Origin of the sequence: Streptomyces sp. NPDC001502, from assembly GCF_042894785.1 — a bacterium.
Classification (GTDB): domain Bacteria; phylum Actinomycetota; class Actinomycetes; order Streptomycetales; family Streptomycetaceae; genus Streptomyces; species Streptomyces kutzneri.
Map to the genome: position 1 here is coordinate 110,051 of NZ_JBIAVW010000006.1, position 15,523 is coordinate 125,573.

A 15,523-nucleotide genomic window follows, 5' to 3' on the forward strand; every position below is an offset into this window, starting at 1 on the left:
GTCCTGCCGATCAGGCCGGAGGGGTGAATTCCGGCTGGTCGAGCAGGCGCAGCCAGCTGCCGTCGCTCTGGCGCCGTACGACCTGCGCACGAGCCCCGGAGCCGTCCTTCGGCGGGGTCGAGGTGAGCGCGATGTCACCGCTGACCAGCGTCGGCAGCGGGGCCTCCGGCTCGAAGACCGGGCGGTGGGCCAGCACCTTCTCCCACAGTGCCCGGATCGCCTCGCGGCCCACCGTCCGCTCCCCGGGCGGGTACGCCATCACCGCGTCCTCCTCGTAGAGCGCGGCGACCCCCGCCGCGTCCCCGGCGTTGGAACGCTCGACGAACAGGCGGGTGATGTCCTCGGGCCGCATCGCCTTCTCGTACACGACTTCCTCCCTGGGGTGTGCGCGTCCGCCGCGCTTCGTACCTCCAGCCTGATCTCCCCGCGACCAGAAGTCCAACAGATGGATCTTCTGGCAACTAGAATCCCCAGTCATGGAACTGAGGCAGCTCGCCTACTTCGTCGCCGTCGCCGAGGAACAGAACTTCACCCGGGCGGCCGAGCGGGTGCACATCAGCCAGTCCGGGGTCAGCGCCCAGATCCGCCAACTGGAACGGGAGCTCGGCGCCGAGCTGTTCGACCGCTCGGCCCGCACCGCCACCCTGACCGCGGCCGGAGCGGCCGCGCTCGCACCCGCCCGGGCCGCGCTCGCCGCCGCCGAGGCGGTCGGCCAGGCGGTGGGGGACGTGGCCGGCGTGATCCGGGGCCGGATCACGGTCGGCATGGTCGTCGGCTGCACCGTCACCCCGCTGTTCGACGCCCTCGCCGCCTTCCACCGGGCCCACCCCGGCGTGGAGATCGCCCTGCTGGAGGACAACTCCGACCGGCTCGTCCAAGGGGTCCGCGCCGGCACGGTCGACGTGGCCCTCATCGGGACCGCGGCCGCCGCACCGGCCGGACTGGAAGCCCTCACGCTCGTCAGCGAGCGGCTCGTCGCCGCCGTCCCGCCCGATCACCCGCTGGCCCACCGGCGCCGGGTCACCCTGCGCGACCTCGCCCACCACCCGGTCATCTGCATGCCCGCCGGCACCGGCCTGCGCACGGTCTTCGACCAGGCCTGCGCCGCACAGCGGGTCCGGCCCGTGATCGCCCTGCAGGCCGGGGCCGCGGACGCCATGGCCGACCTCGCCGCCCGCGGCCTGGGCGTCGCCGTCCTCAGCGAGTCCATGGCCGAGAGCTACCGCGACCGGCTCAGCGCCCGCGTCCTCGACGACGCCGACATCCCCGCCCTGCTCTGCCTGGTCTGGCGCCCCGCGCACGGCCCCGCCGTGCGCGAGCTGCTCGCGTACGGGCGCCGGGCCTTCGGCGGCGGTCTACCGGAGCCGGCGGCCGCGGGAGATGATCCGCAGGACAGCCGCGCCGCATCCCCGGAGGAGCAGTGACCGAGCCGATACGTCCCGCCGGGTCCGCCCACGCGTTCCCCGGCGGACCCGCCCTGTTCCGCCTCGACCCCCGCGTCGCCCACCTCAACCACGGATCCTTCGGCGCGGTGCCCGTCCCCGTCCAGGAGGCCCAGGCCGCGCTCCGCGCCGAGGTCCACGCCGACCCCGACGCCTTCTTCATCGCCGTCCCGGACCGCCTCGCCGAGGCCCGCACCCGGATCGCCGCCCACCTCGGCGCCGACCCCGACGGGATCGCCTTCATCGCCAACGCCACCGAGGGCGCCAACCTCGCCCTGGACGCCGTCCCGCTCGCCGACGGCGACGAGATCCTGGTCACCGACCACGGCTACGGCACCGTCGTCGCGGCCGCCGCCCGCCGCGCCCCGGTCACCACCGTGGCCCTGGACCCCCACCTGCCCGACGAGGACGCCGTACGCGAGAGCGTGCTGGCCGCGCTGACACCCCGAACGAGGGTGGCCGTACTCGACCACGTCAGCTCGCCCACCGCCCGGATCATCGCCTCCCCCCGGCTCCTCGCGGACCTGCGCGAACGCGGGGTCACCACCGTCGTCGACGGCGCCCACGCCCTGGGCATGCTCCCCGACCCCCTCGCGGGCGGCGCCGACTTCTGGTTCGGCAACCTGCACAAATGGGGCTACGCCCCCTCCGGCAGCGCGGTCCTGGCCGTCGCCCCGCAGCACCGCCGCCGGATCAGGGCCCTCGTACCGTCCTGGGAGGACCAGCACGGATTCCCGCGGTCCGTCGAGAACCGCGCCACCGCCGACTACACCGGCTGGCTCGCCGCCCCCGAGGGGCTGGACCTGCTCGAACGCCTCGACGCGGCCAAGGTCCGGGCCCACAACAGCGCACTGGCCGCCCACGGAGCGGCCCTGCTCGCCGAGCTCCCCGGGCTCACCCCGCTCCCGCACGGCGAGGCCCTCGCCATGCGCACCCTGCGCCTGCCGGCCGGGGTCGCCGACACACCGGACCGGGCCCGCGCGCTGCGCGAGCGGATCGCGGCCGAGCAGGGCATCCGGGTGCTGATCTGGCCCTGGCCGGGCGGCGGCGGCATCCGCGTCTGCGGCCAGATCTACAACCGGCCCGAGGAGTACGAACGCCTCGCCGCGGTCCTCCCGTCCTACCTCAGCCGCGCCTGAGCAGGTACGTGTCCATGATCCACCCCTTGCGGGCGCGGGCCTCGGTGCGCAGCTCCTCGATCCGCCCGGCGACCTCCGCGAGCTTGCCCGAGACCAGGATCTCGTCCGGGGTGCCCACGTAGGCCCCCCAGTAGATGAAGAGGTCCTGGTCCAGGTGGGCGGTGAAGGCGTGCCGAGCGTCCAGCATCACCACCACGTCGTCCACGTCGTCCGGCCAGCCCTCGGCCAGCCTGCGGCCGGTGGTGATCTGGACCGGGCGCCCGACCCGGTTCAGGTTCGTCCGGTGCCGTGCCAGCAGCGCCGAGATGCTGCTGATGCCGGGCACGACCTCGTGCTCGAAGGTCACCCGGCCGCGCTCCAGCACCTCGTCGAGGATCGCGAGCGTGGAGTCGTAGAGGGAGGGATCGCCCCAGACCAGGAACGCCCCGGTCTCGCCGTCCGCCAGATCCTCCGCGATGAAGCGCTCGAAGAGCCCGGCCCGCGCGCTGCGCCAGCCGTCCACCGTCGGGGTGTAGTCGGCGGGCGTCCGGTCCCGGTCCGGGTCGCGGCCCTCCACCAGCCGGTGGCCCGGACGGGCGTGGGCGTCGAGCATCGCGCGCCGCAGCCCGGTCAGATCCGCCTTCTCCTCGCCCTTCTCCAGGATGAGGAATGCGTCCGCCGCGCCGATCGCCCTGACCGCCTGGAGGGTCAGATGGTCCGGGTCGCCCGCGCCTATGCCGATCACTGAGAACTTCTTCACCGGGCTATTGTGCCCATCATGCGAGCCGCCCTGTTCGTCACCTGCGTCAATGACGCGCTCTACCCGCGGACCGGCATCGCCGTCGTACGCCTCCTGGAGCGGCTCGGGGTCGGCGTGGACTTCCCGGCGGCCCAGAGCTGCTGCGGGCAGCCGCAGTACAACACCGGCTACCGGTACGAGAGCGAACCGCTGATGCGGCGCACCGCGCGGGCCTTCGCGGGACACCCGTACGTGGTCACCCCCTCCGGATCCTGCGCCGCCATGATCCGCGAGCACTACCCGCGCATCGGCCGGAAGGCGGAGGCCGAGGGGCGAGGCAGCGAGCTCGCCGAGGCGGCCGCCGCGCTCGCGCCGCGCGTGTACGAGCTGACCGAGTTCCTGGTCGACGTGCTCGGGGTGACCGACGTCGGCGCGTACTTCCCGCACACCGTCACCTACCACCCCTCCTGTCACGGCCTGCGCGGCCTGGGCCTCGGAGACCGGCCGCGGCGGCTGCTGTCCGCCGTCAAAGGCCTGAACCTGGTCGAGCTGCCGGGCGCCGAGGAGTGCTGCGGCTTCGGCGGCACCTTCGCCGTCAAGAACCCGGACGTCTCGACCGCCATGGGCACCGACAAGATCACGGCAGCGGCCGGCACCGGCGCCCGGGTGCTGTGCGGTGCCGACAACTCCTGCCTCGCCCACCTGGACGGCCTGCTGCGCCGCGCGGACAGCCCGCTGCGGACCCTGCACCTCGCCGAGATCCTGGCCGCGACCGAGGAGGAACCGCCGTCGTGACCCGTACCCACCTGGGCATGCCCGCCTTTCCCGCCTTCCCCGCTGCCGCCCGCGAGGCCGTCCGGGACGGGGTGCTGCGCGCCAACCTCCGGCACGCCACGCACACCATCCGCGACAAACGCGCGCGGGCCGTCGCCGAACTCGCCGACTGGGACCGGCTGCGCGCCGCGGGCAAGGCCGTCAAGGACCACACCCTCCGCCATCTCGACCGCTACCTGCTGCAGTTGGAGGAAGCCGTCACGGCCGCCGGCGGCACCGTCCACTGGGCCGCCGACGCGGACGAGGCCAACCGGATCGTCACGGAACTGGTCCGCGCGACCGGCGAGCGCGAGGTCGTCAAGGTCAAGTCCATGGCCACCCAGGAGATCGGGCTCAACGAGGCCCTGGAGGCCGCCGGGATCGCCGCGTACGAGACCGACCTCGCCGAACTCATCGTGCAGCTCGGCCACGACCGCCCCTCCCACATCCTGGTCCCGGCCATCCACCGCAACCGGGCCGAGATCCGCGACATCTTCCGCGCCGAGATGGGCGGCTGGGGCCGGCCGGCGCCCGAACCGCTCGGCGACGACCCGCGGGAACTGGCCGAGGCGGCCCGCCTGCACCTGCGCGAAAAGTTCCTGCGCGCCAAGGTCGCCGTGTCCGGGGCCAACTTCATGGTCGCCGAGACCGGCACGATGGTCGTCCTGGAGTCCGAGGGGAACGGCCGGATGTGCCTGACCCTGCCCGAGACCCTCATCTCCGTCGTCGGCATCGAGAAGGTCGTCCCGACCTTCCGAGACCTGGAGATCTTCCTCCAGACGCTGCCGCGCTCCTCGACGGCCGAGCGGATGAACCCGTACACGACGATGTGGACCGGCCTGGGCCCTTCAAGAGGGGCGGACGGCGACGGGCCCGCCGCCTTCCACCTCGTCCTCCTCGACAACGGCCGCACCGACACCCTCGCCGACGAGACCGGCCGCCAGGCCCTGCGCTGCATCCGCTGCTCCGCCTGCCTCAACGTCTGCCCGGTCTACGAGCGCGCCGGCGGCCACGCCTACGGCTCCGTCTACCCGGGCCCCATCGGCGCGATCCTCAGCCCCCAACTCCGCGGCACCGGCGGCGCGATCGACGCCTCGCTGCCCTACGCGTCCACCCTGTGCGGAGCCTGCTACGAGGTCTGCCCGGTCGCCATCGACATCCCCGAGGTCCTCGTCCACCTCCGCGAACGCGTCGCCCAAGGCGGCCCGGTGACCCGCGACGGCGTCCGCGTCACCCTCCGCCCCGCCGACGGGCACACCGCCGAACGGGCCGCCATGCGCGCCGCCCGGCTGCTCCTGGACCACCCGGGCGCCCTGCGCGCGGGGGAGCGCCTGCTGGCCAGGGCCCGGCGGCTGGCCCCCCGCCGGCTTCCCGGAGCCGGGCGGGCCTGGACCGACAGCCGCGAACTGCCCACCGTGGCGGCGCAGTCCTTCCGCGACTGGTGGGCCCGGGAACGGAGCAACCCGCAATGAGCAGCAAGGACCGCATCCTGGGCCGGATCCGCCGGGCGCTGCGCGACGACGCGCCCGCGGTGGAGATCCCCCGCGACTACCTCCCCGTCCACGGCGCCCGGACCCCGGCGGAGCGGGTGGACCTGCTCGCCGCCCACCTCGCCGAGTACCGGGCCGTGGTCCACCGCACGGACGAGGAGGCGCTGCCCGCGCTGCTGACGCGGCTCCTCGACGCGCGGGGCGCCAGGTCGGTGCTCGTCCCGCCCGGCCTGCCTCCGCACTGGCTCCCGGCCGGGGGCCCCACCCGGGTACCCGACCGGGCGGCCTCCACCCCGTACGAACTGGACCGGGTCGACAGCGTGGTCACCGGCTGCGCGCTGGCCGTCGCCGAGACGGGCACGATCGTCCTCGACGGCGGCCCCGACCAGGGCCGGCGGCGGATCACCCTGGTCCCGGACCACCACATCTGCGTGGTCCGGGTCCCGGACCAGGTGGTGGACTCCGTCCCGCAGGCCCTGCCGCTCCTCGACCCGGCCCGCCCCCTGACCTGGATCTCCGGCCCCTCCGCCACCAGCGACATCGAACTCGACCGGGTGGAGGGCGTCCACGGCCCCCGCACCCTGGAAGTGGTCCTCGTAGGCACACAATGAGGGCATGCCCTCGCACATCGCCCTCACGGCCCTCCTCGTCCACGACTACGACGAGGCCATCGACTTCTACACCCGCGCCCTCGGCTTCGACCTCGCCGAGGACACCGCCCGCCCGGACGGCTCCCGCTGGGTCGTGGTCCGCCCGCCCGGCGCCACCGAATCCGCGCTCCTCCTGGCCCGGGCCAAGGACGAGGCCCAGCGCTCCCGCGTCGGCGACCAGACCGGCGGCCGAGTGGGCCACTTCCTGTACACCGACGACTTCACCCGCGACCACGCCCGGATGACCGCCGAGGGCGTCCGTTTCCTGGAGGAGCCGCGCCACGAGCCGTACGGCTCCGTCGCCGTGTTCGAAGACCTGTACGGCAACCGCTGGGACCTCCTCCAGCCCGCGGCCTAGCCGCCCAGCCTCGGCGCCTCCCGTGCCGCATCGACGGCCGGGCCACCGTCCCCCACCCGGTCGGCCAGGTCCCCGGCCCACCGGACCAGGCCCGGCACGTCGACCCCGTACGGGCTCCCGTCCAGCCCCTCGATCCCGGCGGCCCCGCGCAGCAGCAGCCGCGCCCCGCCCACCGCGTTGCCGCGCGCGGCGTGCGTCAACCCGACGGCGAGCTGCGCGAGTCCCCGCCAGAGCGGGGCCGCAGCCGCGGGCCCGGACTTCCAGGCATCCTCGAACACCTCGTGCGCGTGGAACGGCATCCCGGCGTCCAGGAGCCGCTGCGCCTCCCGCACGGTCTCCCCGGGGGAGCGCACCACGCCCTCGGGCTGCCGCTCCACCCCGGACACCCCGTAGGCGAGCGGCCGCCCCAGCCCATCCCTCGGCCGCGCACTGCGCGCCCGCCCGTCGACGTCCCGATCCCGTGCGTTCACCACCCCATCCTCCCCTTCGCCGATTACCCGTGCATGCACACCCCTCGGCGTGGGGTAATGTTCTGCATGTGCCGCCGGGCAGGGGGAAACCCCAGATCACAGGCACAACGGGACGTGGCGCAGCTTGGTAGCGCACTTGACTGGGGGTCAAGGGGTCGCAGGTTCAAATCCTGTCGTCCCGACTAGAGGTTCGCCTCGTAGTCGTAGTTCGGAGCCTTGTCTCACTTCGGTGAGGCAGGGCTCTTGTGCATTCTCCGGGGCCGGCTGGTCGCATTTCGCCGAAGACCTGGTGGCTCTTCCTCGGCCGGCGAGCAGTTCCCCGCGTTCGTCCTTAGCGCAGTCCGAAGACTTCCACACGATATGCGCAGCCATATGAATGAACGCCTCCCCTCCGATTGTGGCAGCGGGTAAACGCGCCGATACTGAATGCGCTGTGTGAACTGTCACGCAATGAGGCGTCGAGGGAGTCCGCATGTCCAAGTCTGCAAACGGCTTCGCCTGTGAAGCTCAGGGTGGAGACTTCACCGCTACGGCGTACCAGAACAGCAAGGGTGAACGCCGGGTCACGGTGGAGGGCACGTGCGCATGCAACACCGAGGGCTTCGAGCTGACGTTGGAACTCGCGTCCCCACCGATTGTTCCGGTTCCTGAAGAACTTCATCTGGAACTGGTGGAACACGCCCCCGGCGGGCGAGTTGCTCAAGTCATCACGACGACGCCGGTCAAGGAAGAGTTCCTCATCGACGGAAAAGTGGAACGAGTGGTGATCCGCAACAGGAACATCACCGTACCGATCAAAAAGGAATGAAAGCCGCGGTTCATTCGCTAGGCGCCGGGGCGAGGGAAACATTCCAGAATTCGGCGTAACGGCCGCCACGGCGCATCAGCGCGTCGTGGCGGCCTTCCTCCACGATCCGCCCGCGGTCCGGGAAGACGATGCGATCGGCTCGTTCCTCAGCAGCGCTCGCGCGATCGAGACGCGCCGGCGTTCACCGCCCGGCAGCCTTGCGCCGCCCTCGCCGACATCCGTCGCCCATTCCGTCGGGCAGCCGCTCGATCACCTCGTCGAGCCGCGCCGCAGTGGCTGCCGCCCGCACCTCGGCTTCGTCGGCGTCGGGGCGGCCGAGCCGTATGTTCTCCTCGATCGTGCCGTCGACGAGGCAGACGTCCTGGAAGGCGATGGCGATCTCGGCCGGTTCCGGCAGCGGCTCGGTGCGCAATTCGGTGCGCAATACCGCGTGGAGCCGCGCCAGTTCGTACCGTGCGCCGCGGAGCCGGCCGCCGATGTCCGACAGCGCCGGCAGCGCCGACAGCGGATCCGCGCAGCGGGCGGCCAGGACGAGCATCGCCAGGACCTCGGCCGCACCGATGCTCCCGTCGAGCGCGAGGCAGGCGCAGGGCCGACACGACGGTGGACACCGTCTGCACCGTGAGTGCCAGACCGGCCACGCCGGGCAGTGCCGTCAGGGCGGTCCGGCGGGAGGCGCGCAACACCGGCTGGGCCTGCAGGTATTCGACGACTCGCCCGGCGGCCTCGTGGTCCGCGTTCGTGGCGTTCGGCGTCCGTGGCGGTCATCGAGCGTCCCGGCCATGTCCGGATCGCCGCCACCGCGATGCACGACGCCCTCGCGGCCTGGCCCTGGGCCGCGGAGGTTCTCCCGGCCGACGGTTTCGTCGGCCTCTTCCGCAGCACCGGTCCTACGCCGTGGGCGAGGTCCTCGTCCGCGCCCACTCCGCCCGCCGGAGCGGAGGCCGCGCGGACACCCGCAGGTCCTGGTGCCGGCGCGCCCTGATGCACATGTCACCCTGGTCCCCAGTCAAGGACGGGTGAGGGTGCGCGTCGGGATCGGGGGAGGAACGTGGGGGACCGGGAAGCGCCGGAGGATCGTCTCGGCGGGTATGTCGGCATGCTGCGGGACGCGTGTGCCACGGGGCGTCGCCTCACCCGTGCCGAGGTCGAGTCCCGCCGTGCCGAGGGGCAGCGGGCGGCGGAAGCTGGTCTGCCGCTGCGCGGGCTCATACGGAACCACCTGGCCGCCGCCCAGAGCGTCCTGACGCGATCTCCGGCGCCGCTGCTGGCCGCTGTCGAGCAGGCGGTGGACGCCTTCGTCGAGGGGTACGAGCGGTCCCAGCGCCAGGCGGTCCGTCAGGAGGAGGCGGCCCGGCGCGAGTTCATCGACGACCTGCTGCACGGGCGCAGTGGGCTGGGCCTGCTGGCGGAGCGGGCCGAACGGTTCGGGCTGCGCCTGTCACAGGACCACGCCGTGGCCGTGGCGGCCGGCCCCGAACCCTACGGCGACGGCTACCCCGTGGCGCGCCGTATCGAGGAGGCGGTCCTCGGCCGATTCGGAAAGCGGCAGATCCTGCTGGCCACCAAGGACGGCAGCCTCATCTGCGTGGCGCCCGGCGATCAGCCCGATGTCCTGGCCTACTTCGCCAAGCAGGCGCACGCGGTGACGGATGGCGGGCGGGTCGCCGTCGGCCGCTCCCACCCGGGCCCGGGCGGGGTCGTCCACTCGTACGAAGAGGCCCTCAACGCCCTGGACATCGCTGAGCGGATGGGGCTGGAGGGGCCGCTGCTGTACGCCTCCGACCTTCTGGTCTACCCGGTCCTCAGCCGCGACCGGCAGGCCATGGCCGACCTCGTGGAGAGTGTCCTGGGCCCGCTCCGCCAGGCGCGCGGCGGCCCTCAGCCCCTGCTGGACACCCTCACCGCCTATTTCGACAGCGGCTGCGTGGCGACGGAGACCGCCCGGCGCCTGTCGCTGAGCGTGCGCGCCCTGACGTACCGGCTGGGGCGCATCCACACCCTCACCGGTTCGGACCCGGCGGACCCGGCCGACCGCTACACACTCCAGACCGCGGTGATCGGATCACGGCTGCTGGACTGGCCCGGCGCCACGGCGTGACCCGGGGCACCCTGCCGTACTCCTGCGTCAAGAAGTCGTAAAGATTGCCGAAGGCGGGCAATGTACGGCACGTTCGCGCGCTGGCACGATGCCGTTGTCCGGCGGAAACACCGGCCGATCGGGGGAGGTGCTCATGGACTTGTTTCTGGGTCTCGGCATCGGGGGAATCGTCCTGCTGGCCGGCTCGCTGGTGTTCGACGGGGTCCTCGAAGGTGTCTTCGACGGTGCCCTGGACGGATTGTTCGACGGGTGGCTGTCGCTTCCGGTGGTCGCGGGCTTCGTCTCGATGCTCGGCTTCACGGGGGCGATCGTGCTCGGGACCACGGGTCTCGGGCCGGGAGCGGCAGCCGCCGCCGGTGCCGCGGCCGGTGCCGTGGCCGGCTGGTCCACGTACCGGCTGAGCCGGGCCCTCGCCCGGGACACCGGCGGGGCCGCCCCGCGCCACGGCGAGCTCCTCGGGTCGGCCGGGACCGTGGTCACCGCCATTCCGGCGGACGGGTACGGCGAGGTCCTGCTGAGGCTGGGCGGCCAGCCGGTCAAGTACGCAGCGACCGCCGACGGCCCGGTGGCCCTCGGCGCCGAGGTGTGGGTGACGGCGACGCCCTCATCCACGTCGGTCGGCGTGCGCGCCGTCGAACGCTGACCCGGGCGCCGACCCGAACGCCGACCCGGGCGCTTCACCTTCTCATCCATCACCGATCTGCCCCCGCGAGAGCGGGCAGGGGGGATCCGCCATGAGTTCAGTCGTCGTTCCGGTCGTGGGAGTGGTCGTACTCCTCGTGCTGCTCGCACTGGTCGTCGTCACCCGATACAAGGTCGCCGGTCCCAGTGAGGCGTTCCTCATCACCGGCCGGCGCGGCAAGAAGTCCACCGATCCGGCCACCGGACAGGTCTTCACCGACACCAGCGGCCAGAAGGTCGTGGTCGGCGGCGGAGTGTTCGTCGTGCCCTTCGTCCAGCAGCGCTACACCCTCGACCTGTCCAGCCGGCACATCCCCATAGCCGTCCGCGGAGCGGTCACCCTGCGCGGCATCAAGGCGAACCTCGAAGGCGTGGCGATCGTCAAGGTCGGCGGCAACGAGGACGCCATCCGGGCCGCCGCCCAGCGCTTCCTCCAGCAGCAGGAGGGCATCGTCGGCTTCACCCAGGAGGTGCTGTCCGGCGCGCTGCGGGCCATCGTCGGCCGGATGTCGGTCGAGGACATCATCCGCGACCGGGCCGCCTTCGCCGGGCAGGTCGCGGAGGAGGCCGAGGCCAGCCTCTCCGGCCAGGGCCTCGTCCTGGACGCCTTCCAGATCCAGGACATCACCACCGAGGGCTCCTACCTGGAGGATCTCGGCCGCCCCGAGGCCGCCCGCGCCAAGCAGGAGGCCGACATCGCCGAAGCCAACGCCCGCCGGGCCGCCGAACAGGCACGGCTGAAGGCCGAGGAGGAGATCGCGGTCGCGCAGCGCACCCTGTACCTGCGCCAGGCCGAGATCAAGGCCGAGACCGACGCCGCCGCCGCCCAGGCGAACGCCGCCGGACCGCTGGCCGACGCCGACCGGCAGCAGCAGATCCTGGCCGAGCAGGAAAAGGTGGCCGAGCGGCAGGCCGCGCTGACCGACCGACAGCTCGACACCGAGGTCCGCAAGCCCGCCGATGCCCGCCGCTACCAGGCGGAGCAGGAGGCCGAGGCGCTGCGGGTGGCCCGGGTCAAGCAGGCCGAGGCCGAGCGCCTTGCCGCCATCGCCGCCGCGCAGGGGGAGGCCGAGCGGGCCCGCCTGACGGGTGAGGGCGAGAAGCAGCGCCGCTCCGCCCTCGCCGAGGCCGAGGCCATCGAGGGAGCCAAGCGCGGTGAGGCGGAGCTCGCCCGCCGTGCGGCCGTCGCCGACGCGGTGCGCCTGGAGGGCGAGGCGGAAGCGGCGGCGATCGCCGTCAAGGGCGCGGCCGAGGCCGAGGCGATGCAGAAGAAGGCCGACGCCTTCGAGAGCTACGGCGATGCGGCGATGGTCCAGATGCTGGTCGAGGTGCTCCCGCAGGTGGTCGCCAAGGCGGCCGAACCGCTCAGCGCCATCGACAAGATGACCGTCATCTCCACCGACGGCGCGAACAAGCTGTCCCGCACCGTCGCCGAGAACGTCGCCCAGGGCATGGAGCTGCTCGGCTCCACCACGGGAGTCGACCTCGCCCAGCTCCTCAAGGGCCTCACCGCGACCCGGTCGGCGACGCCCCCCGAAGCCGTCCCGGTCAACGGCAAGATCGCGATCACCGACTGAGCTCCGGTGCCGTCCCCGCCGGTTCGCTTCGGCATCCGGCGGGGCCGAATTTTCCGGTCAGGCCATTCCGGCCACGGCAGGCAGCCGGGTGAACCGTTCGGTACACCCACGCTCAATCAAACCTGCCCACTCCGTTAACATGTTCGACCTGACAATGTTCACGTTGGACCACGATAAGCGGCCGGAAATTGACATCTACGATATCGCGGGTTCTTTCTCGAATAGGCGACGGCGCCAGGTCCGCCGCGCGGCCCCGACCCCGGGTCGTGCTGTGGGCCGCGGTGGGTGTCATCGGCCTCGGATTCCTCGTCGCACTGGAGCTGGCCGCGCGCCGGTACGGCGTGCCGGGTCCGATCACCGTCCAGACGCGAGAGGTGCTCTTCGCCCCCCAGTCGGGGACGGTGCTGTACGCCAGCATGGCACTGATGATGGTGGTGCTCACCTGGCGGCAGCGCTTCATCGGGCTCGCCGCCGCGATCGGCATCGACCTCGTCTTCTGGCTCGTGCGCTGGCTGGTCGGCGCCGAGATGATGTTCGGCAACGGCGCGTTGCTGGTGACCTTGGCCTGGGCCGTCATCGCCGTCACGCGCCGCACCGGCCGTGAGCGTCTCCTGCTGCTGAAGGGCGTGGGACTTGCGCTGCTGCTGGTGGCCGGCCGCAAGACCGGCTACACCTGGCTGCTGATCACCTCGAAATCCCGCCCGATGGTGCTCGACCAGTACGTGGCGACCGCCGATCACGCGCTGGGCAACCCGTCGTGGGTGGCGGGCCGGATCGTCGAGGCCACCGGCACGGTCGGCTTCCGCGTTCTCGAATTCGTCTACATCCAGCTCGCGGTGGCCGCGGTCGCCGTCGCGCTGTACCAGCTGCGCCACGTGGCGGCCCTGCGCCGCTTCCCGAGCCACCACCTGGTGCGCACCTTCCTGGTCATCGGTCTCCTCGGACCGGGCATCTACATGATCTTCCCGGTGGTCGGCCCGATCTTCGCCTACGGCGCGGACGGCGCGCACTGGGCGGTGGCCGACCTGTGGCCGAACACGTCGCCGCCGGTCGGTGCCCCCGGCCCGATGCCCTTCGACGAGTTCACCCCGCGCAACTGCATGCCCAGCCTGCACACGGCGTGGGCCACCGCGATCTTCATCCATTCCCGTAAGGCCCCGCGGGCGCTGCGCTACGCGGGCACCTTCTGGCTGATCGCCACGCTCGGCGCCACGCTGGGCTTCGGCTACCACTACGGCGCGGACATCATCGCCGGCGTGGTGTTCACGGTCACGATCGAGACGGGGCTGCGTTCGCTCGCCCGCGGCTGGGACCGGCCGGGCGTCCTGCTGACCGCCTATGGCGCGACGGTATTCGTCGCGTACCTGGCCTCGTACCGCTATCTGTCGATGCAGCTGGCGACGTACCCGTGGGTGTTCGGGCCGCTGCTCCTCCTCGCGATGGGCTCGGTGATCTACGGCTACGTACGGATCACCAGGACGTGGGAACGGGAAACCGCGGCGACAGCGGTGCGGGTGCCGGAACAGCGACGCGAACCGCAGCCCGAACTGGTGTGAGTGCGCCCGGTGCCGTGGCCGCCCGACCGCGCCGCCCCGGCGGGCGAAATCCGGTGGGGCCGATGATCGGCGCCGCGTAGGGTCGCCCTGTCGTGACGGACGCGGGGGGACGGGCAGGTCGGGCATGGAACAGGCGAAGGCGTCGGCAGCGGCGGAGCCGGCGGTACTCGTGGGGGAGCGGGTCCGGCTGGAGCCGCTGGAGCCGCGGCACCACGACGGGCTGTGCGCGGCGGTTCGCGACGGCAGCCTGTGGGAGCTCGCCGTGACGCTCGTACCGCACCCGGATGACGTCCGCGGTTTCATCGAAGAGGCGATGGCGGCCCGTGCCGAGGGTACGCAGATCCCGTACGCGACGGTGGACGCGGCGACGGGGCAGGTCCTCGGCTCGACCCGGCTGATGGTGATCAACACCGTGCAGCGGCGGCTGGAGATCGGCTGGACCTTCCTCGCGGAGTCCCGTCAGCGGACCGGTGTGAACACCGAGGCGAAGCTGCTGATGCTGACGCATGCCTTCGAGGCCCTGGGGATGAACCGGGTCGAGCTGCTGACGGACGTACGGAACACCAAGTCACGGGCGGCGATCGCCGGGCTGGGCGCGACGCACGAAGGCGTGCTGCGCCACCACATGGTGATGCGGGACGGCTGGATCCGCGACACGGCGGTGTACAGCATCACCCGGCCGGAATGGCCGGAGGCGAAGCGCGCGCTGGAGGCACGCCGGGCCGGCCGCCCCGCGGCGCGCTCCGGAGGATGAGCGCCGGAGAGTGAGCCGCCGGGGAGCGGGCCGCCGGTGGGTGACCGTGACGACGTCCGTGCGGGACTTCGCGGACCCCTACGGCGCGTCCGCGGGCGCAGTGGCCGGGGGTTCGGCGCGGATGCCCGTGATGACCACCGTGATGAGGCAGAAGGCGATGACCGTCTCCGCCCAGAGGAAGGCGATGTAGTCGAGCAGGCAGCCGATCGGCGGGGAGCCCGGGGCCGTGTTGCGGAAGGCGGCCAGCGCGAAGAGGGTCGCGGCCATCCAGCCGAGGGCGGGCCACGTCAGGCCCTTGCGGCGGGTGACCAGGTACCAGCCGCCGATCAGGACCGAGACGGCGAGCGCCCACATGGCGAGCATCATGAAGATCGCGAAGATGAAGACGCTGTTGGACCGGGCCAGGTCGATGCCGAGGACCGCGATGCCCTGCGTCGTCGAGGCGTCGACCGTCGCCGAGAAGAGGACGTCGTTGTTGGAGAGCGTCACGCGGACGGGGACCTGCTCGCCGCCGAGCACCGCACCGAATTCGACGTCCGCCCCGTAGGCGTCGAACGGGTAGTCCGTGATCGAGCCGCCCGTCAGGGCCACGGGGACGTCCATCGTGGCGATGCGCTGGTGCGCCTTGAAGGTCAGGTCGCCCCGGGTGGCCGTCGAAGTCTGGACGGTGAGGTCCTCGGTGGGGGAGACCCCGTCGGCCTCCGCCAGGGCGCCCCGGGGGGTGACCAGGACGCGCAGGGTCATCTCGCGGCCCGCGGCGTCGACGCGCTGGATCGTGGCGCTCACGTCGATGCGGTCCCGGTCGGCGCGCCCCGCCGTGTACACCGTGTCCAGGGCCTGGCGTTCCCCGAACTGCAGCCACGCCCCCACGGTGACCGCCGCGACGATGGCGATCAGGACCAGGCCCGGCAGCAGCGGGACGCGGCGCGCGGGTCGTGCGGGGCGGGGGGAGTTCGACACGGTGGC

Annotated in this window: 18 protein-coding genes and 1 tRNA gene; 14 read left to right on the plus strand and 5 right to left on the minus strand. The window is 72.6% G+C overall.

Annotated elements, in window-relative coordinates; translation table 11 throughout:
* Window positions 1-10 precede the first annotated feature (10 nt).
* Window positions 11-352, minus strand: a complete 342-nt coding sequence (locus tag ACFY0D_RS12315; protein WP_351149222.1) for an SgcJ/EcaC family oxidoreductase — start codon at window positions 350-352, stop codon at window positions 11-13.
* Between the two features lie 124 nt (window positions 353-476).
* Here ACFY0D_RS12315 and ACFY0D_RS12320 point away from each other — a divergent pair, with 124 nt between their 5' ends.
* Both ACFY0D_RS12320 and ACFY0D_RS12325 read left to right on the plus strand, forming a co-directional pair.
* Entirely contained in the window at window positions 477-1,424 is a 948-nt protein-coding gene (locus ACFY0D_RS12320; RefSeq protein WP_390798266.1) for a LysR family transcriptional regulator, read from the plus strand.
* Window positions 1,421-2,581: an aminotransferase class V-fold PLP-dependent enzyme gene (locus ACFY0D_RS12325; RefSeq protein ID WP_390798267.1), complete on the plus strand. Its 1,161-nt coding sequence runs from the start codon at window positions 1,421-1,423 to the stop codon at window positions 2,579-2,581. Before ACFY0D_RS12320 ends, ACFY0D_RS12325 begins: the two co-directional genes overlap by 4 nt.
* On the opposite strand, the gene cobF is transcribed toward ACFY0D_RS12325, so the two are convergent.
* Window positions 2,568-3,320: a precorrin-6A synthase (deacetylating) gene (gene cobF, locus ACFY0D_RS12330; protein WP_301364766.1), complete on the minus strand. Its 753-nt coding sequence runs from the start codon at window positions 3,318-3,320 to the stop codon at window positions 2,568-2,570. The genes ACFY0D_RS12325 and cobF overlap by 14 nt on opposite strands.
* Before the next feature lie 18 nt (window positions 3,321-3,338).
* Between cobF and ACFY0D_RS12335 the strand changes: the two genes are divergently transcribed.
* The 4 genes from ACFY0D_RS12335 to ACFY0D_RS12350 are packed head-to-tail and all read left to right on the plus strand — an operon-like array spanning window position 3,339 to window position 6,610.
* A complete protein-coding gene (locus ACFY0D_RS12335) occupies window positions 3,339-4,094 on the plus strand; it encodes a (Fe-S)-binding protein (RefSeq protein WP_390798268.1) in 756 nt (251 codons plus the stop codon).
* A 17-nt stretch (window positions 4,095-4,111) separates the two neighbouring features.
* A complete protein-coding gene (locus ACFY0D_RS12340; protein WP_390798511.1) occupies window positions 4,112-5,584 on the plus strand; it encodes a lactate utilization protein B in 1,473 nt (490 codons plus the stop codon).
* Window positions 5,581-6,213, plus strand: a complete 633-nt coding sequence (locus ACFY0D_RS12345) for a lactate utilization protein C (protein WP_390798269.1) — start codon at window positions 5,581-5,583, stop codon at window positions 6,211-6,213. Before ACFY0D_RS12340 ends, ACFY0D_RS12345 begins: the two co-directional genes overlap by 4 nt.
* A 4-nt stretch (window positions 6,214-6,217) precedes the next feature.
* Entirely contained in the window at window positions 6,218-6,610 is a 393-nt protein-coding gene (locus tag ACFY0D_RS12350; RefSeq protein WP_314246601.1) for a VOC family protein, read from the plus strand.
* Here the strand turns inward: ACFY0D_RS12350 and ACFY0D_RS12355 are convergent.
* The gene (locus ACFY0D_RS12355) at window positions 6,607-7,080 is read right to left on the minus strand and encodes a DUF309 domain-containing protein (RefSeq protein ID WP_390798270.1); all 474 of its coding nucleotides are present in this window, start codon (window positions 7,078-7,080) and stop codon (window positions 6,607-6,609) included. The genes ACFY0D_RS12350 and ACFY0D_RS12355 overlap by 4 nt on opposite strands.
* A gap of 108 nt (window positions 7,081-7,188) precedes the next feature.
* On the opposite strand from ACFY0D_RS12355, the gene ACFY0D_RS12360 reads away from it, so the two are divergent.
* Both ACFY0D_RS12360 and ACFY0D_RS12365 read left to right on the plus strand, forming a co-directional pair.
* Window positions 7,189-7,262, plus strand: a tRNA-Pro gene (locus ACFY0D_RS12360).
* A 290-nt stretch (window positions 7,263-7,552) separates the two neighbouring features.
* A complete protein-coding gene (locus tag ACFY0D_RS12365) occupies window positions 7,553-7,888 on the plus strand; it encodes a hypothetical protein (RefSeq protein ID WP_390798271.1) in 336 nt (111 codons plus the stop codon).
* Window positions 7,889-8,069: 181 nt separating this feature from the next.
* On the opposite strand, the gene ACFY0D_RS12370 is transcribed toward ACFY0D_RS12365, so the two are convergent.
* The gene (locus tag ACFY0D_RS12370; protein ID WP_390798272.1) at window positions 8,070-8,426 is read right to left on the minus strand and encodes a hypothetical protein; all 357 of its coding nucleotides are present in this window, start codon (window positions 8,424-8,426) and stop codon (window positions 8,070-8,072) included.
* 219 nt (window positions 8,427-8,645) lie between these two features.
* Here ACFY0D_RS12370 and ACFY0D_RS12375 point away from each other — a divergent pair, with 219 nt between their 5' ends.
* The 6 genes from ACFY0D_RS12375 to ACFY0D_RS12400 all read left to right on the plus strand — a co-directional run bounded on the left by ACFY0D_RS12375 (window position 8,646) and on the right by ACFY0D_RS12400 (window position 14,557).
* On the plus strand, window positions 8,646-8,873 hold the full coding sequence (locus ACFY0D_RS12375; RefSeq protein WP_390798273.1) for a hypothetical protein: 228 nt from the start codon (window positions 8,646-8,648) through the stop codon (window positions 8,871-8,873).
* 114 nt (window positions 8,874-8,987) lie between these two features.
* Window positions 8,988-9,989 carry a PucR family transcriptional regulator gene (locus tag ACFY0D_RS12380; protein WP_390798274.1) on the plus strand — a complete coding sequence of 334 codons (1,002 nt, stop codon included), beginning with the start codon at window positions 8,988-8,990 and terminating at the stop codon, window positions 9,987-9,989.
* Between the two features lie 133 nt (window positions 9,990-10,122).
* Complete coding sequence (locus tag ACFY0D_RS12385; protein ID WP_390798275.1) at window positions 10,123-10,632, plus strand: hypothetical protein; 510 nt, start codon at window positions 10,123-10,125, stop codon at window positions 10,630-10,632.
* 91 nt (window positions 10,633-10,723) lie between these two features.
* A complete protein-coding gene (locus ACFY0D_RS12390) occupies window positions 10,724-12,247 on the plus strand; it encodes a flotillin family protein (RefSeq protein ID WP_390798276.1) in 1,524 nt (507 codons plus the stop codon).
* A gap of 266 nt (window positions 12,248-12,513) precedes the next feature.
* Window positions 12,514-13,803: a DUF5933 domain-containing protein gene (locus ACFY0D_RS12395; protein ID WP_390798277.1), complete on the plus strand. Its 1,290-nt coding sequence runs from the start codon at window positions 12,514-12,516 to the stop codon at window positions 13,801-13,803.
* A gap of 124 nt (window positions 13,804-13,927) precedes the next feature.
* A complete protein-coding gene (locus ACFY0D_RS12400; RefSeq protein ID WP_390798278.1) occupies window positions 13,928-14,557 on the plus strand; it encodes a GNAT family N-acetyltransferase in 630 nt (209 codons plus the stop codon).
* Between the two features lie 78 nt (window positions 14,558-14,635).
* Here ACFY0D_RS12400 and ACFY0D_RS12405 read toward each other — a convergent pair whose 3' ends face one another.
* Complete coding sequence (locus tag ACFY0D_RS12405; protein WP_390798279.1) at window positions 14,636-15,517, minus strand: DUF4436 family protein; 882 nt, start codon at window positions 15,515-15,517, stop codon at window positions 14,636-14,638.
* Window positions 15,518-15,523: the final 6 nt, after the last annotated feature.